This is a genomic window from Burkholderiales bacterium, from assembly GCA_015075645.1.
Classification (GTDB): Bacteria; Pseudomonadota; Gammaproteobacteria; order Burkholderiales; family Casimicrobiaceae; genus VBCG01.
The window spans coordinates 118,444-143,644 of record JABTUF010000001.1; the positions used below are offsets into that span (position 1 = coordinate 118,444).

The following is a 25,201-nucleotide window of genomic DNA, read 5'->3' on the forward strand; positions in this document are numbered from 1 at the left end:
GTGCCGCGGCGACGCAACAGGATTCGGTGGCTTCGGGGCGAAGTTGCGCGGCGGCAACCGCGCGTCGCGGCGATTGTGGCATCGTAGCGGGATCGGCGGGCACCACAGGGGTGCTGCAGAACAGGGGAATTGCTATGTACTTGAAGCATTTCAGCTCGCGCCTCGCGCTCGCGGCCGTCGTTGCCGGCGCGTCGATCGGCACTGCGCTTGCGCAACCCCGTTCGATCGCGGACTGCCATCGCATCGCGTCGAGTGCCGAGCGGCTCGCGTGCTACGACTCGGCCACTGGGCGCGCGGCGCCGGCCACCCCCGCGGCTCCGACGCAGGGCACCGATTTCGTCCCCCAGGACGCGATGGCGCGCGCGGTCGCGCTGGAAGCGCCCTCCGCGAAGTTGTCGATCCTCGACACGGCCTGGGGATTCGATCCGTCGGCGCCGAAGTACGACGTCCGTTTCTATCGCTCGAACTACTTCCTGGTCGGGCGCTACACCGACAAGGCCAACGTCGCGCCGTACGTTCCGCTCTTCGAAGCGGCCGGCGAGCCGGTCCACCTCGACAAGACCGAGGCGAAGTTCCAGCTGAGCTTCAAGGCCCGCTTCTGGGCGAGCGAGGATCGTCGCTGGGGACTCTGGGCGGCGTACACGCAGCAGAACCAGTGGCAGGTCTACAACGACGAGATTTCGCGTCCGTTCCGCGAGACGAACTACGAGCCGGAGATCTTCGCCGCGTGGCACCCCGGCATGGACCTCGGCGCGGGATTCAAGTGGAACCTTCTCACCGGGGGCTTCAATCACCAGTCGAACGGGCGCACCGACGTTCTTTCGAGGAGCTGGAACCGCCTGTTCCTCGAAGGCGCCGTCGAGCGCGAGAACCTCGTCCTGTCGGCGCGCGTCTGGTACCGCATTCCGGAGAGCGATGAGGACGACGACAACCCGGACATCACCGACTACCTCGGCCACGGCCAGATCGGGGCGCTGTATCGCTGGAAGGGAAATTCGTTCTCGGGCGCGCTCCGCGGCAACGTGAAGACCGGCAAGGGCGCCTTCCAGGCCGGCTGGTATTCACCGCCGTTCCTCGGCCCGTTCCGCGCGTACGTGCAGGTGTTCAGCGGCTACGGCGAGAGCATGATCGACTACAACTGGAAACAGACGACGATCGGCGCGGGTGTCGCGCTGTCCGACGGGCTCTGACGCGTTCCGCCGGAGTCCCGCAGCGACCAGCGGGGTTGGTGCGGGTTCACGAAAGGAGGAGCGAGGCATGAATGCAAGAAGGGTTCTGGGGATCGCGTTCTTCGCGGCGGGCACCGTGCTCGCCCCGCTGTCGTTGCATGCGCAGGCGCCGGAGATTCCGCTGGTGACCGGCGAACACTGGGTCGCATCGACGGAAGCCGTCAAGAAGGCATATCTGGTTGGATTGGCGAACCTGGTCCAGGTGGAAACCGCCTTCTACGCGTCCAACCCGCCTTCCGATGCGCAGAACTTCGTGCCGCGCCTCGCGCGGGGACTCAAGGGCCAGTCGCTCGACTCCGTCCGGCAGGCGCTCGACAAGTGGTATGGCGCCAACCCCAATCGCCTGAACCGTCCGGTGGTCGAGACGATCTGGTTCGAGTTGGCCGTACCCGGCCTCAGGAAGTGACGAGGAGACTGACGATGAAGATCGGTGGAGTTGCAATGGTCGTCGTGCTGGCCGCGGCGACCGCGGGCTGCACGAACATGTCGGCGCAGCAGCAGGGAACCATGAGCGGTGCGGCGATCGGCGCAGCCGCGGGTGCGGGGATTGCGGCGATCGCCGGCGGCAGCGGATGGACCGGCGCCGCCATCGGTGCCGTGGCAGGCGGCGTGGCCGGCAACATCCACGGCAGTCGGCAATAGTCAGGAGACAGAGGACAGAAGTCAGAGGTCAGAGGCGGCAGCGTCTTCGGTGGCGGCGCGTCGAGCGCCGTTGCGAGGTTCTCGTGGGGGTCGCCCCTGGTGGGTGTCGCGATCTGCTGTGGGTCAGGCTTCAGCCTGACGTCTTTCGCTTCGATTCGGCGAACCCCGTCAGCCTGAAGGCTGACCCACACGATCAACGGAGGCCCAAAGCAGAACGCCCCGGTCGTCGACCGGGGCGCTGTGCTTTGTGGGTGCCTGACAATGACCTACTTTCGCGCGCGCAATGCGCACTATCATCGGCGTGCTGCCGTTTCACGGTCCTGTTCGGGATGGGAAGGAGTGGGACCGGCAGGCTGTGGTCGTCAGGCGTAGGGGGCGGTTGTCAGTTGTCAGTTGTCAGTAACTGCGCGCCGCAGCCGATGCGATCGGCGTGGCGGTGACGCGCCTTGACTGACAACTGTCAACTGCCAACTGTCAACTGGAAGGCAAGGATTGGGTCGAGCTGCATCGATCCAGGCTGTCAACTGACAACTGACTCCTGAACACGAGCGCAAGGTTATGGGATCAAGCCGCACGGGCGATTAGTACCGGTCAGCTCAACGCGTTGCCGCGCTTCCACCTCCGGCCTATCAACGTGGTGGTCTGCCACGACCCTTCAGGGGGGTCTAGCCCCCGGGAGATCTCATCTTCAGGCGTGTTTCCCGCTTAGATGCTTTCAGCGGTTATCACTTCCGCACATAGCTACCCGGCGATGCGACTGGCGTCACAACCGGTACACCAGCGGTGCGTCCACTCCGGTCCTCTCGTACTAGGAGCAGCTCCCGTCAAATCTCCAGCGCCCACGGCAGATAGGGACCAAACTGTCTCACGACGTTTTGAACCCAGCTCACGTACCACTTTAAATGGCGAACAGCCATACCCTTGGGACCGGCTACAGCCCCAGGATGTGATGAGCCGACATCGAGGTGCCAAACACCGCCGTCGATATGAACTCTTGGGCGGTATCAGCCTGTTATCCCCGGCGTACCTTTTGTCCGTTGAGCGATGGCCCTTCCATTCAGAACCACCGGATCACTAGGTCCTGCTTTCGCACCTGCTCGACTTGTCAGTCTCGCAGTCAAGCTCGCTTGTGCCCTTACACATTGAAGCGCGATGTCCGACCGCGCTAAGCGAACCTTCGAGCTCCTCCGTTACGCTTTGGGAGGAGACCGCCCCAGTCAAACTGCCTGCCATGCACGGTCCCCGAGCCGGATAACGGCCCAAGGTTAGAACCGCAATGACGTCAGGCTGGTATTTCAACGTTGGCTCCATGAGAGCTGGCGCCCCCACTTCAAAGCCTCCCAGCTATCCTACACAAACCTCATCACAGTCCAATGCAAAGCTACAGTAAAGGTGCACGGGGTCTTTCCGTCTTGCCGCGGGGAGATTGCATCTTCACAAACACTTCAACTTCGCTGAGTCTCAGGAGGAGACAGTGTGGCCATCGTTACGCCATTCGTGCAGGTCGGAACTTACCCGACAAGGAATTTCGCTACCTTAGGACCGTTATAGTTACGGCCGCCGTTTACCGGGGCTTCGATCAAGAGCTTGCACCCCATCACTTAACCTTCCGGCACCGGGCAGGCGTCACACCCTATACGTCGACTCTCGTCTTTGCAGAGTGCTGTGTTTTTGTTAAACAGTCGCAGCCACCGATTCTCTGCGGCCCCCTTCGGCTCCCCCTGTACGGGTTCACCTACCGAGGGCACACCTTATCCCGAAGTTACGGTGTCAATTTGCCGAGTTCCTTCTCCTGAGTTCTCTCAAGCGCCTGAGCATATTCAGCTCGCCCACCTGTGTCGGTTTGCGGTACGGTCGTCGTGGAACTGAAGCTTAGAGGCTTTTCCCGGGAGCCTGGTATCACCCGCTTCGGACCGGCAAGCCGGCCCTCGACGTCGCGCCTCGACTAAGCCCGACGGATTTGCCGATCGGGCACGCCTACACGCTTGAACCGGGACGTCCAACACCCGGCCTGGTTAACCTTCTCCGTCCCCCCATCGCATTCCACGTCGGTGCGGGAATATTGACCCGCTTCCCATCAGCTACGACTCTCGTCCTCACCTTAGGGGCCGACTCACCCTGCGCCGATGAACGTGGCGCAGGAAACCTTGGGCTTACGGCGAGCAGGCCTTTCACCTGCTTTATCGCTACTCATGTCAGCATTCGCACTTCCGATACCTCCAGCAGCCGTCTCCAGCCGCCTTCACAGGCCTACGGAACGCTCTCCTACCGTCCAGGAGCCAGTTGACAGTTGGCAGTTGCCAGTAGAAGCGCCTACTCCCGTCGCACGCTTCTAATCAGCCCCTGCAGCATCTTCGCGATCTCTTCGTACTCGTCGCGCCATGCTTGCCAACTCGACTCGGAGATGTACCCCAAGTCCAGACAGTAACGTAGCCACACCCGCATCTCGTCGGCCGACCCGACCGCCATCGACAGGAACCTCTGCAGTTCCGCCTTCGAGCGAGTGGATTTGCCGAACCCTTCGGCGATGTTGGCGCAGATGCCCTTGCTGCTGCGCCGGACCTGATCGGCCAGCGCGTACTGCTCCAAGGACGGAAACGTCAAGCTCGCACGGTGGATGTCGAGCGACACCCGGTACGCACGCTTGAATACCTCCAACTCCTCGAAGCGCATCAGCGCCATTGGCTGTTACTGTCAACTGTCAACTGACAACTGACTCCTGAACCCCTAGCTTCGGTGCACGATTTGAGCCCCGTTACATCTTCCGCGCAGGACGACTCGACCAGTGAGCTATTACGCTTTCTTTGAATGATGGCTGCTTCTAAGCCAACATCCTGGCTGTCTGTGCCTTCCCACCTCGTTTCCCACTTAACCGTGTCTTGGGGACCTTAGCTGAGGGTCTGGGTTGTTTCCCTCTCGACGATGAACGTTAGCACCCACCGTCTGTCTCCCGTGCTCGCACTCTTCGGTATTCGGAGTTTGCAATGGCGTGGTAGAGCGCGATGCTCCCCACTACCATGACAGTGCTCTACCCCCGAAGGTGATACACGAGGCGCTACCTCAATAGCTTTCGGAGAGAACCAGCTATCTCCGGATTTGTTTAGCCTTTCGCCCCTAGCCACAGCTCATCCCCTACCTTTTCAACGGTAGTGGGTTCGGCCCTCCACGAGGTGTTACCCCCGCTTCAGCCTGGCCATGGCTAGATCATCCGGTTTCGGGTCTACGCCCTGCTACTCAAGCGCCCTGTTCGGACTCGCTTTCGCTGCGCCTTCCCTATGCGGTTAAGCTCGCAACAGAACGTAAGTCGCTGACCCATTATACAAAAGGTACGCCGTCACTCCGTGCTTCAACGGCTCTGCCGTTGAAGCAGTTGTCAGTTGTCAGCTGTCAGTTGTCAGTAAAGGCATGTCGAGTCGATGCGCAGCGCATCGGCACGACGTGAAGTTACTGACAACTGACAACTGTCAACTGACAACTGCGGAGTGCGTCAACCGCAAAGCGGTTGAAGCACGGAGCTCCGACTGTTTGTATGCATGCGGTTTCAGGATCTGTTTCACTCCCCTTCCGGGGTTCTTTTCGCCTTTCCCTCACGGTACTGGTTCACTATCGGTCGATCACGAGTATTTAGCCTTGGAGGATGGTCCCCCCGTCTTCAGACAGGATTTCACGTGTCCCGCCCTACTTGTCGTCACCTTAGTTCCACCGACATCCCTTCGTGTACGGGGCTATCACCCACTGCGGCCGCCCTTTCCAGAGCGTTCCACTGAGTCGTCGGCTAAAAATGACTGGCTGTTCCGCGTTCGCTCGCCACTACTGGCGGAATCTCGGTTGATTTCTCTTCCTCCGGCTACTGAGATGTTTCAGTTCACCGGGTTCGCTCTGCCCTGCCTATGTATTCAGCAGGGAGTGACCCTTGCGGGCCGGGTTTCCCCATTCGGACATCTCCGGATCAATGCTCATTTGCCAGCTCCCCGGAGCTTTTCGCAGGCTGTCACGTCCTTCATCGCCTGTGATCGCCAAGGCATCCACCACATGCACTTAGTCGCTTGACCCCATAACGTTGCGCTCATTCAGTTGACAGTTGGCAGTTGACGGTTGGCAGCAACACCAACCCCTTCCACCCACCGCACCGCGAGCACACCGTCCTGGCGTGTTTGCGCTCCTCGCCCCCGCCTTTTGTGTCGGGAACGAAGAATCGATACAAACTCAACCCAAACATCCGCGGACCCTCATCGAGTCCACGAATGCCTTGCCTTCCGAATTGTTAAAGAGCAGTGCAGCTTCTCGAGCCTGGCCCCTTCCGGGAGCCACGATCGAAACGCCGCCGCAGCACGCAATCGACAGGTACCACCTGCTACCCCACCCCACCGCCACGCCCGCGCTTCATGCGCGGCCACCGGAGACTCGCCGCCTCTGACCCCTGACCTCTGTCTCCTGACTCCTGAATGGTGGAGCTGGACGGGATCGAACCGACGGCCTCCTGCTTGCAAAGCAGGCGCTCTCCCAACTGAGCTACAGCCCCGCAGGCAGTTGTCAGTTGTCAGTCGTCAGTTGTCAGTAAATGCATGCCCGAGCGATGCGGGGAGCACTGGCTGCGGCCCGTCCTTACTGACAACTGTCAACTGACAACTGCCAACTGAATGGTGGGTCTGGATGGATTCGAACCATCGACCCCCGCCTTATCAAGACGGTGCTCTAACCAACTGAGCTACAAACCCGGGTCGGCTGTGCGCTTGTCGCGAACCACCTGCTGGCTCGCTGCAACCGATAGGTTGTGGGCACCGGAAGGCTTGGATGTCCGGCGGCGCCGCAGTCGCCATCACTGACAACCGTCAACTGCCAACTGACATCTGATTCCGAGAAAGGAGGTGATCCAGCCGCACCTTCCGATACGGCTACCTTGTTACGACTTCACCCCAGTCATGAAACGCACCGTGGCAGGCGGCCTCCTCGCGGTTAGCCTACCTGCTTCTGGTACATCCCACTCCCATGGTGTGACGGGCGGTGTGTACAAGACCCGGGAACGTATTCACCGCGGCATGCTGATCCGCGATTACTAGCGATTCCGACTTCATGCAGTCGAGTTGCAGACTGCAATCCGGACTACGATCGGCTTTCTGGGATTGGCTCCACCTCGCGGCTTGGCAACCCTCTGTACCGACCATTGTATGACGTGTGAAGCCCTACCCATAAGGGCCATGAGGACTTGACGTCATCCCCACCTTCCTCCGGTTTGTCACCGGCAGTCTCCCTAGAGTGCCCTTGCGTAGCAACTAGGGACAAGGGTTGCGCTCGTTGCGGGACTTAACCCAACATCTCACGACACGAGCTGACGACAGCCATGCAGCACCTGTGTTCGCGTTCCCTTTCGGGCACCCCCGGCTCTCACCGGGATTCGCGACATGTCAAGGGTAGGTAAGGTTGTTCGCGTTGCATCGAATTAATCCACATCATCCACCGCTTGTGCGGGTCCCCGTCAATTCCTTTGAGTTTTAATCTTGCGACCGTACTCCCCAGGCGGATCACTTCACGCGTTAGCTACGGTACCCAGAGATCGCTCCCCGAACACCCAGTGATCATCGTTTAGGGCGTGGACTACCAGGGTATCTAATCCTGTTTGCTCCCCACGCTTTCGTGCCTGAGCGTCAGTGTCAGCCCAGGGGGCTGCCTTCGCCATCGGTGTTCCTCCGCATCTCTACGCATTTCACTGCTACACGCGGAATTCCACCCCCCTCTGCCACACTCCAGCCCGCCAGTATCCAATGCCATTCCCAGGTTGAGCCCGGGGCTTTCACATCAGACTTAACGAACCGCCTGCGCACGCTTTACGCCCAGTAATTCCGATTAACGCTCGCACCCTACGTATTACCGCGGCTGCTGGCACGTAGTTAGCCGGTGCTTATTCCGCCGGTACCGTCAAGAACGCGGAGTATTCGCCCGCGCCTTTTCTTCCCGGCTAAAAGCGGTTTACAACCCGAAGGCCTTCTTCCCGCACGCGGCATGGCTGGATCAGGGTTGCCCCCATTGTCCAAAATTCCCCACTGCTGCCTCCCGTAGGAGTCTGGGCCGTGTCTCAGTCCCAGTGTGGCTGATCATCCTCTCAGACCAGCTACCGATCGTCGCCTTGGTAAGCCATTACCCCACCAACTAGCTAATCGGGCATCGGCCGCTCCGAAAGCGTGAGGCCTTGCGGTCCCCCACTTTCCTCCACAGAGAATATGCGGTATTAGCCCGCCTTTCGGCGGGTTATCCCCCACTTCCGGACACGTTCCGATGCATTACTCACCCGTTCGCCGCTCGCCGCCAGGGTTGCCCCCGCGCTGCCGCTCGACTTGCATGTGTAAAGCATGCCGCCAGCGTTCAATCTGAGCCAGGATCAAACTCTTCAGTTGATCTCAGCTATTACTTTCAGTCCAAGACTCACTCGAACGCCCGCCCCGAAGGACGGACACGAGCCAGCCAGGCCACAAGCCCGACCAGCCCGCACATAGCGTCGTGTGAGCACCAGCTTCATGAACCCCCCGCAAGACCCGTCCGAAAACGAGACCCGCAGGCACCCGCCGGCACCCACACCTATCGATTGCGAATTGTCAAAGAGCGCGCCATTCGAATCCGCGAACGCTGCCCGGGGTCGTTCGACACTTCCGGGAGGGCCCTGCGTCTTGGAACAGCGAAGAGGAAAGATTGTAGCGTGTTTCGCGGGTTCGCGCAAGCCTCGAATCAAGTCGCGCGCGGCTTCTTCCGCACCCGCACCGCGGAGTCCGCGTCCGCGGGCTTCGGGTACTTCCACTTCCTGTGGATCCACAGCCAATCGGCGGGCGACTCCAGGATCGTGGCCTCGAGGCGCCGGGCGTAGGACTCGACGATGCGAATGCCGGCATCCGCGCCGTAGGGCGGTTCGGCGACGACCGATACGTGCGCTTCGTAGTAGCCGCGCTTCACGCGCTTCATCGCGACGTAGACGACCGTCGCGTCGAGGTAGCGCGCGATGCGCTCGGGACCGAGGAAGAACGCGGTGTCGCGGTTGAGGAATCGCACCCAGTGCTTCGGCATGCGCTCGAGCGGCGTCTGGTCGGCCAGCAACGCATAGGCTCGGGGCTCCTCGCCGTGCCGCATCACCTCGTAGAGGAACGAGCGGTGCGGAATCGGGTTCGCGCCGAAACGACGACGCGCGTCGAGCACGTAGCGGTCGACGTCGGCGAGGCGCAGCGGCTTGTACACGACGTCGATCGGTATGCCGAGGTGCGCGCCCGCCGCGAGCAGCAGCCACTCCCAGTTGCACACGTGCCCCGCCAGCAAGATCACCGGCCGGCCTTCCGCCTTGCACCGATCGACGATTTCCGGATTGAGGATCTTCACCCGGCGCCGGAGTTCGTCGGCGCTCGCGCCGTAGCCCCAGATCGCCTCCATCAGCGTGGCGCCGAGATTGCGGTAACAGTCGCGCAGGATGCGCCGGCGCTCCGCCAGCGGGAGGTCGGGTAGCGAAGCGTCGAGGTTGGCGCGAGCGAGCGGCACGCGCCAGCGCACGACGAAAAACGCCACGACGTACAGGCACCAGCCGAGCGCGTAGAGCACCGGCAACGGAAATGCGGCGAGAATGCGCAGCAGGATCGCCATGACCGAAGCGACCGCGCCCCGGACCGGCCGGGGCGCGAAAACGGGCAACCGATGAGCGTAATCGATTTCCAAACCGGTGGCAACGCGACGAGACCGCCGCGCAACCTGCCCTCACCCGAACACGACCTGACCCTCTGGTGGTGTCCGCTCGACACCGCGGACGACGACGTGCCGGCCCTTCGCGCGATCCTGTCGCAGGAGGAACTCGCGCGCGCGAATCGTTTCGGCACCGAGGCCCTGCGTCGCCGATACATCGCCGGTCGCGCCGCGCTACGCAAGACCCTCGCCGTCGCACTCGGCATCGGCGCCGCCTCGGTGCCGATCCAGCGCGGTCCTCGCGGGCGACCGATGCTCTTGCCGTCGCACACGCTCGACTTCAACGTGACGCACACCGAAGGCGTCGCGATCATCGCGCACCTCGCGCGGCCCGGATGGCGGGTGGGCGTCGATGTCGAAAGTCTCGGGCGCGATGTCTCGCACGATGCCCTTGCACGCAAATTCCTCACCGAGCGCGAACGGTCGGCCGTGGCATCGCTCGACGACGATGCGCGGCGCATCGCATTCCTGCGCCGCTGGACCTGCAAGGAGGCGATGAGCAAGGCGACCGGCGACGGCCTCTCCGCCCCGTTCCGTGACATCGGCATCGACGTCGTCCGCGGGCTCGCGCCGATGGAAGGCAGCGGCGACTACGATCCGTCGCGATGGTCGCTCCGCTCGGTCGCGGTCGGGAGGCGTCTCATGGCGACGGTCGCGCTCTGGTCGTCCGGACCCTGACCGACACGATGTCGGACGACGGCCGACTTGCGGCGCCAACGGCGCACGCGTAGCATCTTCTATGACGTTGTCATGGCCGGCCAGGCCCAGGCCCCGGAGGTTTGCGATGCTCAATTTCAACCGGAACGAACGAACCGGCGATCCCAAGGCCGCTGACAAGAACGCCCTGCGACCGTCGATGACGCTCAGCCCTCAGCCGGGAAGCGGCTCCGCGGTCGGGCGCTACGCGCCGACGGTCGGCACGGGGGCTGCCACGGCGGCACCGCCCGCGAGTCCGCCGGCGGCGCCCGCGCATGCGCCGGCAACGCAATCCGAACCCTCGGCATCGTCGGCGACTGCACCTCCAGCCGCAGCGACGGGGACCGGCGGCAGCAAGCTGATCGTCGGGCGCAACGTGAAGCTGAAGGGGGTCGAGATCTCCGACTGCGAACTCGTCGTGGTCGAGGGCCAGGTCGAAGCGAGCGTCGCGAGCAAGGGCATGCAGATCGCGAAGCCGGGCGCGTTGAAGGGTACCGCGACGATCGACGTCGCGGAGATCGACGGGGATTTCACCGGCGAATTGACGGTGCGTCAGAAGCTCGTCATCAACGGGACGGGGCGCGTGTCGGGCACGATACGCTACGGCAGCCTGATCGTCGCCGAAGGCGGCGAGGTCACCGGCGACGTCCGGCGAATCGACGATGCCGGCACGCCGACGCTCACCGTTCCGGTGGACGCACGAACTCCTGGCGTGCGCGAGCGCACGAACTGACCGGTCGCCTCTCCCCCGCAATGCGTGGTCGCGGGTCCGGGCGGCGGACCGCGATCGCGCCTTTCATGCGGCTCGACGGAACGCCAGCCGCATCGATCACGGTTCGGCCCCCATGGGCCCGCATTGCCTCTGCATCCCGAGGTCGGTGAGGCGCGCAAAGCGCGGATTCGAAAGCATCGCCTGCTCGAACTCGGCGGTCGCCGGACGCGGATTCCATCTGCCGCAGCGTCGACGTCATCCCGAGCATCGACTTGCACGCCGCCACCGACATCGGCGGATTGGGGAGCGACGCGAGTGCGTCGCAGGCGGCTTGCGCTTCCGCGAGTTCCGCGGGCGACAGCTTCGGCAGGTCGGACATGCCCTGGGCCTGGCACGCGAACGCCGCGATGGACGCGGCGACGACCGCAACCAGGCGCACGGGCATCACGAGCCGGGACCCGGATGCTGCGCTCCATCGGGCGCCGTACCACGGGCCCGGGCGGTGCTCATCCCGACCCATCGCGCCCCGCGCTGGCGCGCATGCGGGAATCGTCCGCGTAGGCCTGATTCGCCCGCGTGACGAGACTCACCAGCACGCCGGTGGTCCATCCGAACGCGAACACGCCGGACATCGCCATCAACGGGGCGACCAGGCGCCACTGCATCGGCAGCTTGGTCTCCTCGTAGCCGAGCGTCGTGTAGGTGACCGACGCGAAATAGAAGGCCTCGCGAAACCCGTCGACGGCGCCGATCGCGGTCAACGCGGCGGCCCAGAGGCCCATCTGCGCGAGGTGCGTCGCCAGCATCATCGCGATCAGCCCTCCGAAGAGCAGTTGACGGCGGACGCGCGCATCCGGCTCATGCGGCCAGGCGAGAAGGAATGTGTGCTGCACGGCCCACATGCCGATCCCGTGCAGCAGGACCGATGCGACGAGGAGGCCGCCCCCGAGCCCGAGTTCCCAGATCGGCTGTGGATCGGCGACCACGCTGCTCTTCTACAGGATGCCCTTGGCGTTGGCAACGGAACGCAGGGCTGGCCGCATCGTCAAGGGAACCGTCCAGCGGAACTCCGATTCGCCTTCCGGCGGCAGGCGGCGGCTGACGTCCTTCAGGCGAGCGCGCCGAGGATCGCCGCGCTCGACGACGTGCCGATGCGGTTCGCCCCCGCATCGATCATCGCGAGCGTGTCGGCGAGCGAACGTATGCCGCCCGAGGCCTTGACGCCGATCGACGGCCCCACCGCGTCGCGCATCAGGCGAACGTCGGCGAGGCTCGCACCGCCTGCCGGATGGAAGCCGGTCGAGGTCTTGACGAAGGCCGCGCCGGCTTCGACGCACTGGCGACACGCGAGCCGCTTCTCGTCGTCGGTGAGCGCGGCCGCTTCGATGATCACCTTCACCGGCGCTCCCGACGCGGCACGCACCACCGCTGCCACGTCGTCCGCGACGAGGCGCGTGTCGCCGCTGCGCAATGCGCCGAGGTTCATCACCATGTCGATCTCGCGCGCGCCCTCGCCGACCGCGAGCCTCGTCGCGAGCACCTTGGTGTCGGTCCGCTCGCAGCCGTGCGGAAAGCCCACCACGCTCGCGACGACCGCATCGGCGTCGCCGAGCGCGTCCACGGCGGCCGGCACGAGCCAGGGCTGCACGCAGTAGCAGCCGATCGCCCAGGTACGCACGACCTCGGCGCCCGCGCGCACGTCGTCCACTGTCGCCTCGGGCTTCAGCACCGAATGGTCGAGGAGCCGGGCGAGCTCGGCGCGGGTCATGGCCGCTTCGCGCCGCCCGCGCGCAGTCGGGCGATCGTGGCGTCGAGCCAGGCGTCGAGCTTCGCGTCGTCGGCGAACTCGGGCGTCGTGTCCGGCACGCCGAGGAAATAGACGACGAGCGACGGATGTCCGGATTTCGCGGCGCGCTCGGACGGGTAGAACATCCATTCGGTGCTCGGCGTGTCGGCGAACTGGCTGCGCGGGATGCGCACGTCGAGCCAATGGCCGACGGGCTTCGCGAGCGCGATGCCCTGCTCCTGCTTCGTGAATGGATCGACGCCGCCGACCGCGAGCCACGGGTAGGACGCGTCGGTGACCACGCGCACGACCACCGACGTCGTCGCTTCGTTCGCGCCGCGCCGCACCGCCCAGGCCATCGCGACGCCCGGCGCCGCGTACGCATCCGCGCTTCCGTGCACCCTCGCCGGCGGCGCTTGTGCGAATGCGAGCGCCGTCGCGAGCGCGGCGACAGCGGCGAACGTGGCAACGACGATTCTCATGGCGGACTCCCGGGAAGCAACGCCAGCGCGTCCTCGGCGAACCTGAGGGCGACGCGCGCGCCATCGGGCATCACCTCGCCGGGACCGGCGTTGTAGCGCACTGCGTTGAGCGACGTGCCCGCGCAGCGGAGGTCGTATTCGATCTTCTCGCCCAGAAACACGTGAGCGACAATTTCGGCCGGCGGGCCTCCGTCCGCCTCGCGCGCGAGCCCGATCGCCTCGGGCCGGATCACGACGCGCACCGCATCGCCCCGGGCGACGCCGTTCTGCGGGGCGCGCACCCGGACCGTCGCACCGAGCACGGAGACCACCGCGACGCCGTCGGCCAGGTCGACCACCCGCCCCGGCACGAGGTTCACCCGCCCGACGAAGGTGGCGACGAACTCGTTCGCCGGTCGATGGTAGAGATCCTGCGCGGTGCCTTCCTGCACGACGCGCCCCTGGTTCATCACGGCGATGCGGTCGGAGACCGCCATCGCCTCCTCCTGGTCGTGGGTCACGTAGATCGTGGTGATGCCGAGGCTTCGCTGCAGCGCGCGGATCTCGGTGCGCATCTGCACGCGCAACTTCGCGTCGAGGTTCGACAGCGGTTCGTCGAACAGGAGCACCCGAGGACGGATCACGATCGCCCGCGCGAGCGCGACGCGCTGCTGCTCGCCGCCGGAGAGCTGGCTCGGGAACTGGTGCTCGTAGCCGGCGAGCCCGACCATCCGCAGGACCTCCGACACGCGGCTGGCGACTTCCGCCGCCGGGACGCGCCGCACTTCGAGGCCGTAGGCGACGTTGTCGCCGACCGGCAGGTGCGGGAACAGCGCGTAGTTCTGGAACACGAAGCCGATGCCGCGCTCGTTCGCGGGCAGCGTCGTCACGTCCTCCCCGCCGAAGCGGATCGCGCCCTCGTCGGGCTTCTCGAAGCCCGCGACCATCCGCAGCGTGGTCGTCTTGCCGCAGCCCGAAGGGCCGAGCAAGGTCAGGAACTCGCCGGGCGCGACGTCCAGGCGCACGTCGCGCGCCGCGTAGACCTCGCCCTTCACGCGGTGGCTGAAGCGCTTGGACACGCCGTCGACGTGCACGCCGATGGTGGCGTCGGCCATGTTCCTCACCCTCCGAGGAGACTCGTGACGCGCGAGGCGCCGGGAGCGCGGAACGCCCGCAGCACCAGGCCGATCAGCGCGATCACCACGAACACGATGACGACGACGAGCACCGAGTACGCCGCCGCGGGCCCCAGCGACAGCTCGGTGATGTTCTCGAGGATCTTCACCGTGATGAGCGTCCAGGAGACCGACACCAGGAAGATCGTCGCGCTGATCGCGGTCATCGAGCGGATGAACACGACCCCGAGTCCGGCGAAGAACGCCGGCAGGATCAACGGCAGCGTCACGCGGCGAAACGTGGTGCCGCTGCCGGCCCCGAGCCCCTGCGAGGCCTCCTCGAGGCTGCGGTCGATCTGCTGCAGGAGCGCGATCGTCGCGCGGATGCCGGTCGGGCCGTAGCGGAACACGTAGCACGCGATGATCAGGAGCGCGGTGCCCGCGAGTTCGATCGGCGGCTCGTTGAACGCGATCAGGTAGGCGATGCCCACGATCGTGCCGGGCAGCGCGTAGTTGACCATCGACACCGCCTCCATCGTCTGGCGGCCCGGGAACGACTTGCGGGTCACGAGGTAGCCCAGCAGGATGCCGTAGAGGCCTCCCGCAGGCATCGCGAACGCCGCGATGATCAGCGTGTCGCGGATCACCCGCAGCCCCTCGGTGAAGATCACCCGGTAGTGCGCGAGCGTGAACGTGTGGTTGGCGCCGAGCGCCACGACGAGCGAAGCGTAGAGGAGCAGCGCGTAGAACCAGACGATGGCGACCGTCACCAACGCGCATGCCGCGAGCAGCACGCCGCGCACGGCCGGCGTGACGCTGTCGTGCGGCGCCTGTCCCGCGCCCTTGCCGGTCACGGTCACGTAGTAGCGCCGGCTCACCCAGTAGCGCTGCAGCAGGAACACCGCGAGCGCCGGCACGAGCAGCACGAGCGACAGCGCCGCGCCGCCGCGCAGGTCGAACATGCCGGTGATCTGCAGGAACGCCTGCGTCGGCAGCACCGGGAACTGGTTGCCCGCGAGGATCAGCGGCGTCGCGAAGTCGGCGAGCGAGGCGGCGAACAGCAGCAGGAACGCGTTGGCGAGCCCCGGCACGCACAGCGGCAGCGTCACGGTGCGGAACACGCGCCAGCGCGAGGCCCCGAGCGAGCGCGCCATTCCTTCGATGTTGGAGTCGATGGCGGCGATGAGCGGCCGCAGCGTCAGGTAGGCGATCGGAAAGAACGTCAGGATCTCGGAGGCGAGCGTGCTCGTGAGACCGTAGGCGGTGACGCCCTTCAGTCCCAGCAGCTCATAGGTGATGAGGCCGCGCGGCCCGAACGAGAAGATGATCGCGATCGCCGTGGTGAACGGCGGCGAGACGAGCGGGAGCAGCACCGCGGCGTCGACGACGGTCAGGAGCCAGCCCGGAAGCCGCGCGCGCGCGGCCGTGAACGCGAACAGGAAGCCGATGAGCGTGCCGCCGAGGCCCACGAGGACCCCGAGCAGCATGCTGTTCCAGAACGCCCGGACCTGGTGGCGGTCGGTCAGCACCGCGATGAATCCCGCCGCGCTGAACGTCCCCTGGTCGAAGAAGATGCGTGCGAGGAGCATCGCCATCGGAAAGGCGACGAACAGCGCGAGCAGCAGCCACAGGACGAGGACCGACAGCGCGACCGCGGGGTCGCGTCGCAGGGACGAGGCGCCGGTCACGTCGTCTCGGCGGCGATGCGCGGGCGCCCCCGGGACCCGGTCGGGCGCCCGGCGCGGCCGGGATCAGGGATTGAGGACCTCGGCGATCCAGCGGTCGACGATGCGCTTGCGGTTCTTGCCCGCGAACTCGGCATCGATCGGGAAGATGTTCGCCCCTTTGAGCACCGCAGCGAGCGAGGGTTCGAGCGCCACGTCGGGATGCGCCGGCACGAAGTTGATCTTGTACTTCGCGAACTGGCCCTGCATCGCGGGCGAGGTCGCCCAGTCGATGAGCTTCTTGCCGAGTTCCGGGTTCTTCGCGCCCTTGATGAGCGCGATCGCCTCCGCCGACGTGCCTATCCCCTCCTTCGGGAAGCTGATCTGCACGTCGTAGCCCTTCGCCTTGGTGTCGAGCGCATCGACGATGAAGAAGATGCCGCCGCCCGCCTGGCCCAGCCCGACCGGCAACGTGCCGCCACCGCCGCTCTTGGTGAAGAGCTGGACGTTGGGCCGCAGCTTCTTCATGTAGGCGAACGCCTTGTCCTCGTCGCGGTTGTTCACCTCGAGGATCGAGAAGATGCGCGTGACCGCGGTCCCCGAGGTCCGCGCGTCGGCCATCTGGAGCATGTTCTTGTAGGCCGGGGCGAGGAGATCGTTCCACGACGCCGGCGCCTTCAGGTTGTGCTCGGCGAGGAACTTGCTGTTGGTCATGAACACCAGCGGATCGTCGGCGATCGCGGTCCATTGGCCGTCCTGATGCCGCATGCGCGCGGGGAGCTTCGCGAACGACGGCGACTTGTAGGGCTCGAACAGGCCCTCGGCGATGCCCGCGGCGAAGGTCTCGACCGGTCCGCCGAACAGCACGTCGATGCGCGGGTTGCCCTTCTCGGCGGTCACGCGCGCGAGCGCTTCGCCGGAACTGAAGCGCACGAAGTTCACCTTGATGCCGGTGGCCTTCTCGAACTCCTCGAACATCGGCCGTGCCCAGTTCTCCGGCCAGATCGAGTACACGTTGACGGTGCCTTGCGCCTGTGCGCCGAACGCGGCGGCCGCCAGGGCGAACGCGCAGAACGCGCGTGCGAATGCGTGCTTGAGACGTGCGGAGATCATCATGGGGCTCCTCGGGGGGATCGTCGCCGCCGGCCGTTCGGGCCGCGCGCGCAGGACATCCGGCGACGGTACCGGAGAGGCGCCTCGCGCGTCAAATCGGGCCCGCCTCGGGCCGGCTCAGGCGGCCTCGACGATGCCGGCGATCGTCTCCGCCGCGGACTCGCACTGCGCGCGCGTGACGTCGAGGTGCGTCACCGCGCGCACCGTGCGCGGCCCGAAGGCGAAGAGCAGCACCCCTTGCGCGCGCGCCGCCGCCACGACCGCGGCGCCGTCCGGTGCGCCGTCGCGCAGGCCGAACACGACGATGTTGGTCTGCACCGTGGCGAGGTCGAGCGCGATGCGCGGGGACTTCGCCAGGCGTTCGGCGAATCGTCTCGCGTTCGCATGGTCGTCGGCGAGGCGTGCCATGTGGTGGTCGAGCGCATGGACGCCGGCCGCCGCGTAGATGCCCGCCTGCCGCATCGCGCCGCCGAACATCCGCCGGTAGCGGACCGCGAGGTCGATCGTCGCGCGCGAACCGGCGAGGAGCGAGCCGCCCGGCGCGCCGAGCCCCTTCGACAGCGCGACCGCGACCAGGTCGAACGGCGCCGCGAGATCCGCGAGCCCGATCCCCGAGGCCACGGCCGCGTTCCACAGCCGTGCGCCGTCGAGGAAGCTCGCCAAGCCGTGCTCGCGCGCGACCGCGCAGACGCGCTCGCAGGCATCCTGCGGCACGACGATGCCGCCCGAGCGGTTGTGCGTGTTCTCGATCTCGACCAACGTCGTCGGCGGATAGATCACGTGGCCGCGCGGCTTGCGCGCCGCGAGCACGTCGGCCGCGTCGAAGGCACCGCGTGCGCCGATCTCGGTGAACTGCACGCCGGCGTTCGCCGCCGAGCCGCCCATCTCGTGCCAGACCGCGTGGCTCTCCCGGCTGACGAGGACATCGTCGCCCGGCCGGGTCAGCGTGCGCAGCGCGACCTGGTTCGCCATCGTGCCCGACGGCAGGAAGATCGCCGCCTCCTTGCCGAGGAGCGAGGCGACGCGGTCCTGCAGCGCATTGACCGTCGGGTCCTCGCCGTACTGGTCGTCGCCGACCGGCGCCGCCGCCATGGCGGCGCGCATCGCAGCCGTCGGGCGCGTCACGGTGTCGGAACGAAGGTCGATGGCCACGATCGCTCGATTGTAGCGCCAGCGCGGCAGGATCCGCCGTTCGTCGGCCGGCGGACCGAGGACAGGCCGGTCGCGCGCCTTCTGGCACAGCGGTTGCTGGATCGGGGGCAACTCCGAAGATTCAGGAACCGTTCACCATGCGCCGCCTCATCGTCCGATCCGCGCTCGCCGCCGTCGCCTGCCTCGCGGTCGTGCCCGCGTCGGCGGAACTCGTCCGCTGCGTCGCCCCCGACGGTACGGTGAGCTTCCAGGCGAAACCCTGCGCGGCCTCCGCGTACGGCGGAACCAAGCTCGCGGCGAGCGCGGAGGACGTCGAGCGCGCCGTGACCGACCGCGAGAACGCGCAGCGGCGCGACCGCTGCCGCAGCGCGAAGGCGATCGCCGACCGGCAACGCGCGTTGCTCGCATCGGGTGGCGCCCCCGATCGCAAGGCGGCGAGCGACGAACTGGCGATCCAGGAGCGCCGGATGCGCCAGGACAACTGCGGCACGATGTAGCGCAGCAGCACCCTCGCCCGATCCGCCGTCTCGCGCCCGCGCGCCGTCAGGCGGCGCGTGCCTCGCGCCCTCTCGCGCGCTCGTCCTCGCACTCGCCCACGAATCCGGCGACGAGCGCGTTGACGTCGGCCGCATCGGTGACCGGACCCAGGTGCCCGGCATCGACCCACGCACTGCGCGCGTTCGGCAGTCGGTGCGCGAGCGAGGCGACGATACGCTGTGCGAGCACCGGGCTCCTGCGACCCGCGATCAGGAACGCCGGCGCGTCGATCGCGCGAAGCTCGTCCGGATCGTCCGGCCACGCGAGCGCCGCGCGGAAGTCGAGCGCGACCTTGCCGATGCGGCGCGCGATCGAAGCGCGCGATGGGAGCGGCATCGACGCGAACGCGCCGTCTCCGCTCCAGAAGTCCACGAAGACCTGGGAGGCGAGATGACGGTGGCCCTGATGCACCGACGTCGTGACCACTCCGGCGAGCCGCCGCAATGCCGCCAGCGACTCATCGTGCTCCGGCAGCGCGCGGAAGGCGACCGGCTCGTAGAGCGCGAGGCTCGCGATGCGCTCCGGATGGAGCCGTGCGTAGCGCATGGCGACGAAGCCGCCGTACGAGTGGCCGACGAGGTGGAAGCGCGTGCGCGGCGCAACGAGGCCGTCGAGGCGCTCTTCCAGCGCGAGGACGTCGTCGTCGGCGCCGGATGACATCCCGAGCCCCGCGGGCGGCAAGTCGCCGTAGCCGCGGAGATCGAGCGCGATCGCGCGAAAGCGCGGGGCCATCGCCGCGACGAGCGGCGACCACTGCGCCTTCGAGCCCAGCGACGCATGCAGCATGACCACGGCAGTACCGCACCCGGCGATGAGGCTGCCGTAGCCGGCGCCGATGCCGGCGCCGGACGCGGCCCGGCTGGTCACGGTGAGCGAAGAATGGGTGGCCTGGACGGGCATGACGCGACTCCGGACATTCGGTGGGGACCGCCGGGAGTCTGGGCATCGCGTATTTCAGGCCGATGTGCGCGTGAGGCCCGTCGTGTTTCGTTTGTCGCGTCCGCTCCGCCCGACCCGGGGGCCGCTTCAGTCCGCCGGCGTCGATCCGCCGGCCGCGGAGAGTTCGGCCACCACGCGCCGCACCTCGCCCGGCAGGAACGGCTTTTCGATCACCGGCCGGCCGGTCGACCTGACGAAGTCGCGCAGCGACGTCGCGAGCGTGTCGCCGGTGACGAACACCACGCGTTCGGCGCGGCCGGGCCAGCGCCGCACGATCTCCTCGTAGAGATCGCGTCCGTCGCGGTCGGGCATCCGAACGTCGGTCAGGATCGCGTCGAAGGATTCCTCGGCGAGACGGTCGAGCGCCTCGCTGCCCGACGCTGCGGTAACGACGCGACCCCGGGCACCGCCCAGGATCTCGGCGAGCGCGTCACGAATGTCGGGCTCGTCGTCGACGATCAGGATCGAGCGCTTCGCGGCACTCGCCTTCGGTGCGGGCCCGGCCGCCCGCTCCGCGGCTACGACGTCGCCCGCTGGCAGCGACACCGTGAACTCGGCGCCGCCCTCGGGCGACGCGTCCACCGTCAGCGTGCCGCCGTGCGCCTCGACGATGCCGAGGCTCACCGCGAGTCCGACGCCGGTGCCCACGCCGGTCGGCTTGGTCGTGAAGAACGGCTCGAACACCCGTGCGCGGAGCGATGAGGGGACGCCCGGGCCGTTGTCCGAAACCGTGACCGCCAGCACGCGCCGGCCCACGTCGAAGCGCCCGGCGACGCGGATCCTGCGCGGCAGCGGACGGTCCTGCAGCGCCTGCTGCGCGTTGATCAGCAGGTTGAGCATCACCTGATGGAGCTGGTCGGCATCCGCGAGCACGCGCGGCAGGTCGGATGGACAGTCGACCTCGACCTCGACCCCGCTCGTGCGGAGCGCATACGCCGCGATGTCGAGCGCGGCGTCGACGACCTCGCGGATGTCGACCGGTCCCCGCTCCGGCCGCTGCTGGCGCGCCATCGCGAGGAACGTGCGCACGATGCGGGCGCAACGCTCGGCCGCGGTACGGATCTTGACCGCCGCCGCCTGCGTGGCCGGCTCGCCGTGCTCCTCGAGCAGCACGGCGCGCGCGACGACGACCGACAGCGGGTTGTTGAGCTCGTGCGAGACGCCCGCGAGCAGCGAGCCCAGCGCGGCGAGCTTCTCGCGCTGGTAGATCGACTCGCGCTGGCGCGCGAGTTCCTCGGCGGAGCGTTTGCGTTCGGTGACGTCGGTCGAGATGCCGCAGACCGCGTAGGCGCGCCCGCCCGCGTCGTGCAGCGGGAACTTGATCGAGATGTAGGTGTGCGTCCCGTCGTCGAGGCGCGCCGTCTCCTCGAATTCCATCGGCGCGTTCGCGTCGAGCACGAGGCGGTCGTTCGCGTGGTGCGGCCGCGCGACGTCCTGCGGCAGGCACTCCTCCTCGGTCCTTCCGACGACGTCCGCCTGACGGAGACGGAAGACGCGCTCCCACTCACGGTTGACGAACAGGAAGCGGCCCTCGGTGTCCTTGACCGACACCACCGCGGTCGCGTTGTCGAGGATCTGCTGGAGGCGCGCCTCGCTGTTCTCGAGTTCGCGCTGGATGCGCACGCGCGCCTCGAGGTCCTGCCGCAGCCGGCGATTCGTCTCGGCGACCTCGAGCGCCATCGCGTCGAAGGCGCGGCCGAGCCGGCCGAGTTCGTCGGGCCCGCGGAGCCCGCTCCTCGCGGCGTGGTTGCCCGCCGCGATCTCCTCCGCCGCGTGCACGAGTCGCGCGGTGCGCCGCGTGAGCAGGAAGTGCAGCACGAGCCACATCACGAGCGCGACCGCGGTGACCCAGCCGGCCCAGATGAGCGACTGCTGGAGCACGAGCGCGCGGGCCTCGGCCTTGTTCGCCTTGAGGTCGTAGGCGAGGAACACGGCGCCGTGGCGCGACGGCTTGAGCTCCGAGCGCTCGCTGCCCATCAGGACCCGCGTGTGGCCCAGAAGGCCGGTGTCGGTCGCTTCGATCCCCAAGCCTGGCCGGTACTCGCGGTAGCCCTCGAGGCGGGCCGCGGGCAGCACATCGGCGATCGGGCGGCCGAGCCACGCGCGCCGGGTCGAGGCGATCACGTCGCCCTGGTCGTCGGCCAGCGCCGCGAAGGCCACGTCGTGGTTGTGCGAGAGCACGGCCACTTCGTGCTGGGCGGTCGCGGTGTCGCCCTTGAGCAGCAGGTACTCGAGCGTGCTCTGCAGGCGGGACATCTCCTGCGCCATGCGTTCGCGGCCGGCGAGCTCGACCGCGAACTCGGCGCGCGGCGCGTGGTAGAGCAGGTTGACCGCCGACAGCGTCGCCGCCAGCCCGAGGAGCACGAGCGGGATCGTGACCTTGAGCGAGGCGCGCGACCCGAGGCTCATCGCTTCAGATGCGAGAGCGGTCCGGGCTCGAGCAGCGCGGGAATCGCGACCTCGTCGTGCAGAAGCTTCGCTTCGAGCATCAACGCCATCAGGCGCTTGCCGGTGACGGCGAGTTCGGGGGCCGGGCCTCCGAGCATCTTCAAGTTCTCCTCGCGCGACGGGATGCGCAGGCCGGAGAGCGCCGCGAGGAACTGCTCGCCCGAGATCTGCTGGCGGATGCCCATGCGCCGCGCGGCGTCCTTCGGATCGCGGTGCAGGTAGTCGATCGCGTCGAACCAGCCGTTGAGCAGCGCCGCGATCGCGTGCGGCTGCCTCTCGATCGCGGTGGGCCGGACGGCCAGGAGGTCGACGATCTCGCCCGGGATCTTGGTGCTGTCGAACAGGATCGCCGCCCCCGCCTTCAGGAACTGCGCGCGATAGGGGTCGAAGGTGACCGCGCCGTCGACCTGCCCCTTCGCGAACGCGCCCGGCTGCTCGTTCGACTCCATGTGGACCACCTCGACATCCGAGGCGCTCATGCCCGAGAGCGCGAGCGCGCGGGCGAGCACGAACGCTCCCAGCGCGCTGCTCTCGACGGCAACGCGGTGTCCCCTTAGGTCACGCATCGAATTCATGTCGGCGCGCCCGACGACGACGTCCGCGCCGTGCGACACGTCGGCGACCAGCACGATCTTCGGCCGGAAGTCGTCGGCCGCGAGCCCGAACAGCTCGTCGAGGCTCACGACCATGCCGTCGATCGCCTGGTTGCGGAACGCGCGCAGCACCTCGCTCGCCGACGGGTACTCGACGAGTTGCACGACCGACGGGTCGAGCTTGCCGAGTTCGCGCGCGAGGTACAGGGGCTCGCTGCCGATCCACACGTTGGTGCCGATCCGCAGCGGCGGCTCCGGCTGCCGGTCGCAGCCGGCCGTGGCCGAGCCGAGGAGCGCGAGGACTCCCGCGAGGAACCCGCGGCGAGACAGTCCGAAATGCCCGTTCATCGCGTCAGTTCCCGTCGGGCACGAACAGGTAGCCTTCGTTGCGCACCGTGCGGATGTAGCGGGGATGCTCGGGATCGGGTTCCACTTTCTTGCGCAGCCGCATGATGCGCAGGTCGACGCTGCGGTCGAACGGGTCCCAGTCGCGCCGGTTGAGGTTCAGGATGCGCTCGCGCGAGAGCGCCTGGTTCGGATGCTCGGCGAGCGCCTTCAGGAGATCGAACTCGAGCGACGACATCGGCACGTCGTTCCCCTCCTCATCGGTCAGCCGGTGCGCGGCGAGGTCGAGCACGCAGCGCCCGATGCGCACGCGCTCGGCGCCGAGTTCCGCGCGGTTCGCGGCCGACATCCGGCGCAGCACGCTTCGCACGCGCGCGAGCACCTCGCGCGGATCGAAGGGCTTCGAGATGTAGTCGTCCCCGCCCATCTCGAGGCCGACGATCCGGTCGACGACGGTCGACGCGGAGGTCACGAACACGACCGCGACCGACGCGTGACGCTCGCGCAGGTGGCGGGCGAGCGCGAGGCCGTCCTCGCCGGGCATCGTGACGTCGACCAGCGCGAGGTCGATCGCGGCCTTCGCGACGACCGCCTTAGCCGCATCGGCGTTCGCCGCGCCCATCGTCGCGTAGCCGTGCTTCGCGAGGTACTCCTCGAGGACCTCGCGCACGTCGGGCTCGTCGTCGACCACGAGGATCGTGGCTTTCGCGTTCAATGTCGCCTCCCGCTTCCGGGCGATCGCCTCGGCGTCGCCGCTCGCCCTCGCCGGCAGCGCGAATCCTACCGCCGTGACGGTGCGCCGTGGTGGCCGGTCCGACCGCTCCGGGCCGCCCCGTGCCACGTCCGTCGCCTCGTTCCCGCTCCTCATCGTCGTTCGCCTCGAGGCGTGCGGGATCGCCGCCGCCGCTCCGCCCGGTCCGGGCGAGGGTCGAAGCATAGACGGCGGTCCGGCGGACGGCACCGGGTCCGTACGCCGTTGATACAAACGAAACAAAACCGGCGCGATGGCGTTGCGCCGATGCCGCTTCCGCGCGCCACGGCGCCGAGTCCTGCGATCGGGCGAAATACCGGAAACAAATCGGGCCGCACGCTGAAATCGTCCCGCGACGAACGCTCCGCAGAATGCGAACGTTCAAGCAGAGAGGAGCGAACCAGATGTCGTCATCGAACCCAACGTCGCCTCAGGTCGCAACCCACTGGACCCGCCTGTTCTACCGCGACCTCGACGCGCCCTGGCGCGAAGCGAGCGAGGACGGCGAATCGACCGCCGAACCGCGTTTGCGCACGGGCGCGGGGGGAGCAGCCTTCGACGCGCGCACGCTGACCGTCGCGGCCGCGGTGCTGCTCGGCGCCTTCGCGTCACTCGCCCTGGGCGTGTCGGGTCTCGATCGCCTGTTCGCGCACGACGGAGACGCGCAGGCGCAGCCCGCCTGCGTTCGTTCCGGCGGTCCCGAAACCGGCACCGCATCGCGCAGGGCGCCATTGCCGCCCTCGCCCACCTTCGCCTGACCGAAACCGAACAGGAGAACCGCCATGCCTCATGTCGAACGCGAACTGCACTCGCCGGTCGGAACCGCGCCCCCCTTCGCGCCCTCGCGCATCAGCGAGTCGCGCACCGCCGCGCTGGTGCGCGCGCACGCCGCCAACGATCCGGCTTGCGTCGACGCGGAAGCGATCGACAGCTCTCCGGCGCCGACCGAACCCGCCGCTCCCGCGGAGGCCGTTCGTCGCCCCTGGAGCGTCGGTCTGCACCGCCGCGTCTCGCGGCTGCGCTCGCGGCTCATCGGAAGCGCGATCCTCGCGGGCATCGGCGCGATCGCCGGCGTCGTGCGCCGCGCGCGCGACGCCTGGCGCGCCCGCAGCCTGGCCGCGTCGATCTGCACGAGCCTCGACGAACTCGACGATCGCACGTTGCGCGACCTCGGTCTCGACCGCAGCGAGGTCTCGTCGCTCGCCACGGAACTGGCCGGCCGCGCCGCCACGACGCGCATGCACGCGATGCTCGCGCTGCGGGGGCGCTTCCGCTGACCGCGCGCGAACCCGCTCCCCGCCACGC

The 25,201-nt window shown here is 67.3% G+C and carries 20 protein-coding genes, 2 tRNA genes and 3 rRNA genes; 8 read left to right on the plus strand and 17 right to left on the minus strand.

Features of this window, described 5'->3' with window-relative positions:
- Window positions 1-134: 134 nt before the first annotated feature.
- The 3 genes from HS109_00540 (at window position 135) to HS109_00550 (ending at window position 1,871) form a co-directional block, all read left to right on the plus strand.
- Window positions 135-1,190 carry a phospholipase A gene (locus tag HS109_00540; protein ID MBE7520855.1) on the plus strand — a complete coding sequence of 352 codons (1,056 nt, stop codon included), beginning with the start codon at window positions 135-137 and terminating at the stop codon, window positions 1,188-1,190.
- Window positions 1,191-1,317: 127 nt separating this feature from the next.
- Window positions 1,318-1,635, plus strand: a complete 318-nt coding sequence (locus HS109_00545; GenBank protein ID MBE7520856.1) for a hypothetical protein — start codon at window positions 1,318-1,320, stop codon at window positions 1,633-1,635.
- A gap of 14 nt (window positions 1,636-1,649) precedes the next feature.
- On the plus strand, window positions 1,650-1,871 hold the full coding sequence (locus HS109_00550) for a hypothetical protein (GenBank protein MBE7520857.1): 222 nt from the start codon (window positions 1,650-1,652) through the stop codon (window positions 1,869-1,871).
- A gap of 253 nt (window positions 1,872-2,124) precedes the next feature.
- Here the strand turns inward: HS109_00550 and rrf are convergent.
- From rrf to HS109_00580, 6 genes are all read right to left on the minus strand, one after another.
- Window positions 2,125-2,238, minus strand: a 5S ribosomal RNA gene (gene rrf / locus HS109_00555).
- A gap of 182 nt (window positions 2,239-2,420) precedes the next feature.
- Window positions 2,421-5,930, minus strand: a 23S ribosomal RNA gene (locus tag HS109_00560).
- A gap of 387 nt (window positions 5,931-6,317) precedes the next feature.
- Window positions 6,318-6,393, minus strand: a tRNA-Ala gene (locus HS109_00565).
- 119 nt (window positions 6,394-6,512) lie between these two features.
- A tRNA-Ile gene (locus HS109_00570) sits at window positions 6,513-6,589 on the minus strand.
- Between the two features lie 141 nt (window positions 6,590-6,730).
- Window positions 6,731-8,262: ribosomal RNA gene (locus HS109_00575) — 16S ribosomal RNA — on the minus strand.
- The 16S, 23S and 5S rRNA genes sit together here with 2 tRNA genes alongside, the layout of an rRNA operon.
- A gap of 329 nt (window positions 8,263-8,591) precedes the next feature.
- Window positions 8,592-9,488 carry a lysophospholipid acyltransferase family protein gene (locus tag HS109_00580; GenBank protein ID MBE7520858.1) on the minus strand — a complete coding sequence of 299 codons (897 nt, stop codon included), beginning with the start codon at window positions 9,486-9,488 and terminating at the stop codon, window positions 8,592-8,594.
- 51 nt (window positions 9,489-9,539) lie between these two features.
- Here HS109_00580 and HS109_00585 point away from each other — a divergent pair, with 51 nt between their 5' ends.
- Together HS109_00585 and HS109_00590 are read left to right on the plus strand one after the other, a co-directional pair.
- Window positions 9,540-10,262, plus strand: a complete 723-nt coding sequence (locus tag HS109_00585; GenBank protein ID MBE7520859.1) for a 4'-phosphopantetheinyl transferase superfamily protein — start codon at window positions 9,540-9,542, stop codon at window positions 10,260-10,262.
- Between the two features lie 376 nt (window positions 10,263-10,638).
- Window positions 10,639-11,013, plus strand: coding sequence for a polymer-forming cytoskeletal protein (locus HS109_00590; protein MBE7520860.1), 375 nt, complete (start codon window positions 10,639-10,641; stop codon window positions 11,011-11,013).
- A gap of 485 nt (window positions 11,014-11,498) precedes the next feature.
- On the opposite strand, the gene HS109_00595 is transcribed toward HS109_00590, so the two are convergent.
- The 7 genes from HS109_00595 to HS109_00625 form a co-directional block, all read right to left on the minus strand.
- Window positions 11,499-11,978, minus strand: coding sequence for a two pore domain potassium channel family protein (locus tag HS109_00595; protein MBE7520861.1), 480 nt, complete (start codon window positions 11,976-11,978; stop codon window positions 11,499-11,501).
- Window positions 11,979-12,100: 122 nt separating this feature from the next.
- On the minus strand, window positions 12,101-12,760 hold the full coding sequence (gene deoC / locus HS109_00600) for a deoxyribose-phosphate aldolase (protein MBE7520862.1): 660 nt from the start codon (window positions 12,758-12,760) through the stop codon (window positions 12,101-12,103).
- On the minus strand, window positions 12,757-13,260 hold the full coding sequence (locus HS109_00605) for a hypothetical protein (GenBank protein MBE7520863.1): 504 nt from the start codon (window positions 13,258-13,260) through the stop codon (window positions 12,757-12,759). The genes deoC and HS109_00605 overlap by 4 nt, the downstream gene beginning before the upstream one ends.
- Entirely contained in the window at window positions 13,257-14,354 is a 1,098-nt protein-coding gene (locus HS109_00610; protein ID MBE7520864.1) for an ABC transporter ATP-binding protein, read from the minus strand. The genes HS109_00605 and HS109_00610 overlap by 4 nt, the downstream gene beginning before the upstream one ends.
- A 5-nt stretch (window positions 14,355-14,359) precedes the next feature.
- On the minus strand, window positions 14,360-15,949 hold the full coding sequence (locus tag HS109_00615) for an iron ABC transporter permease (protein MBE7520865.1): 1,590 nt from the start codon (window positions 15,947-15,949) through the stop codon (window positions 14,360-14,362).
- 156 nt (window positions 15,950-16,105) lie between these two features.
- The gene (locus HS109_00620) at window positions 16,106-17,131 is read right to left on the minus strand and encodes an ABC transporter substrate-binding protein (protein ID MBE7520866.1); all 1,026 of its coding nucleotides are present in this window, start codon (window positions 17,129-17,131) and stop codon (window positions 16,106-16,108) included.
- 117 nt (window positions 17,132-17,248) lie between these two features.
- Complete coding sequence (locus tag HS109_00625) at window positions 17,249-18,286, minus strand: threonine aldolase family protein (GenBank protein ID MBE7520867.1); 1,038 nt, start codon at window positions 18,284-18,286, stop codon at window positions 17,249-17,251.
- 134 nt (window positions 18,287-18,420) lie between these two features.
- Here HS109_00625 and HS109_00630 point away from each other — a divergent pair, with 134 nt between their 5' ends.
- Window positions 18,421-18,780, plus strand: coding sequence for a hypothetical protein (locus HS109_00630; protein MBE7520868.1), 360 nt, complete (start codon window positions 18,421-18,423; stop codon window positions 18,778-18,780).
- Window positions 18,781-18,826: 46 nt separating this feature from the next.
- Here HS109_00630 and HS109_00635 read toward each other — a convergent pair whose 3' ends face one another.
- The 4 genes from HS109_00635 to HS109_00650 form a co-directional block, all read right to left on the minus strand.
- Window positions 18,827-19,720 (minus strand): alpha/beta hydrolase, encoded by an 894-nt coding sequence (locus tag HS109_00635; protein MBE7520869.1) that lies wholly within the window; start codon window positions 19,718-19,720, stop codon window positions 18,827-18,829.
- Window positions 19,721-19,846: 126 nt separating this feature from the next.
- Window positions 19,847-22,168, minus strand: a complete 2,322-nt coding sequence (locus tag HS109_00640) for a PAS domain-containing protein (GenBank protein ID MBE7520870.1) — start codon at window positions 22,166-22,168, stop codon at window positions 19,847-19,849.
- Entirely contained in the window at window positions 22,165-23,148 is a 984-nt protein-coding gene (locus HS109_00645; protein ID MBE7520871.1) for an ABC transporter substrate-binding protein, read from the minus strand. Before HS109_00645 ends, HS109_00640 begins: the two co-directional genes overlap by 4 nt.
- A gap of 4 nt (window positions 23,149-23,152) precedes the next feature.
- A complete protein-coding gene (locus HS109_00650) occupies window positions 23,153-23,860 on the minus strand; it encodes a response regulator (protein ID MBE7520872.1) in 708 nt (235 codons plus the stop codon).
- Between the two features lie 440 nt (window positions 23,861-24,300).
- On the opposite strand from HS109_00650, the gene HS109_00655 reads away from it, so the two are divergent.
- Entirely contained in the window at window positions 24,301-24,654 is a 354-nt protein-coding gene (locus HS109_00655; protein ID MBE7520873.1) for a hypothetical protein, read from the plus strand.
- A gap of 24 nt (window positions 24,655-24,678) precedes the next feature.
- Window positions 24,679-25,173 carry a hypothetical protein gene (locus tag HS109_00660; protein MBE7520874.1) on the plus strand — a complete coding sequence of 165 codons (495 nt, stop codon included), beginning with the start codon at window positions 24,679-24,681 and terminating at the stop codon, window positions 25,171-25,173.
- Window positions 25,174-25,201: the final 28 nt, after the last annotated feature.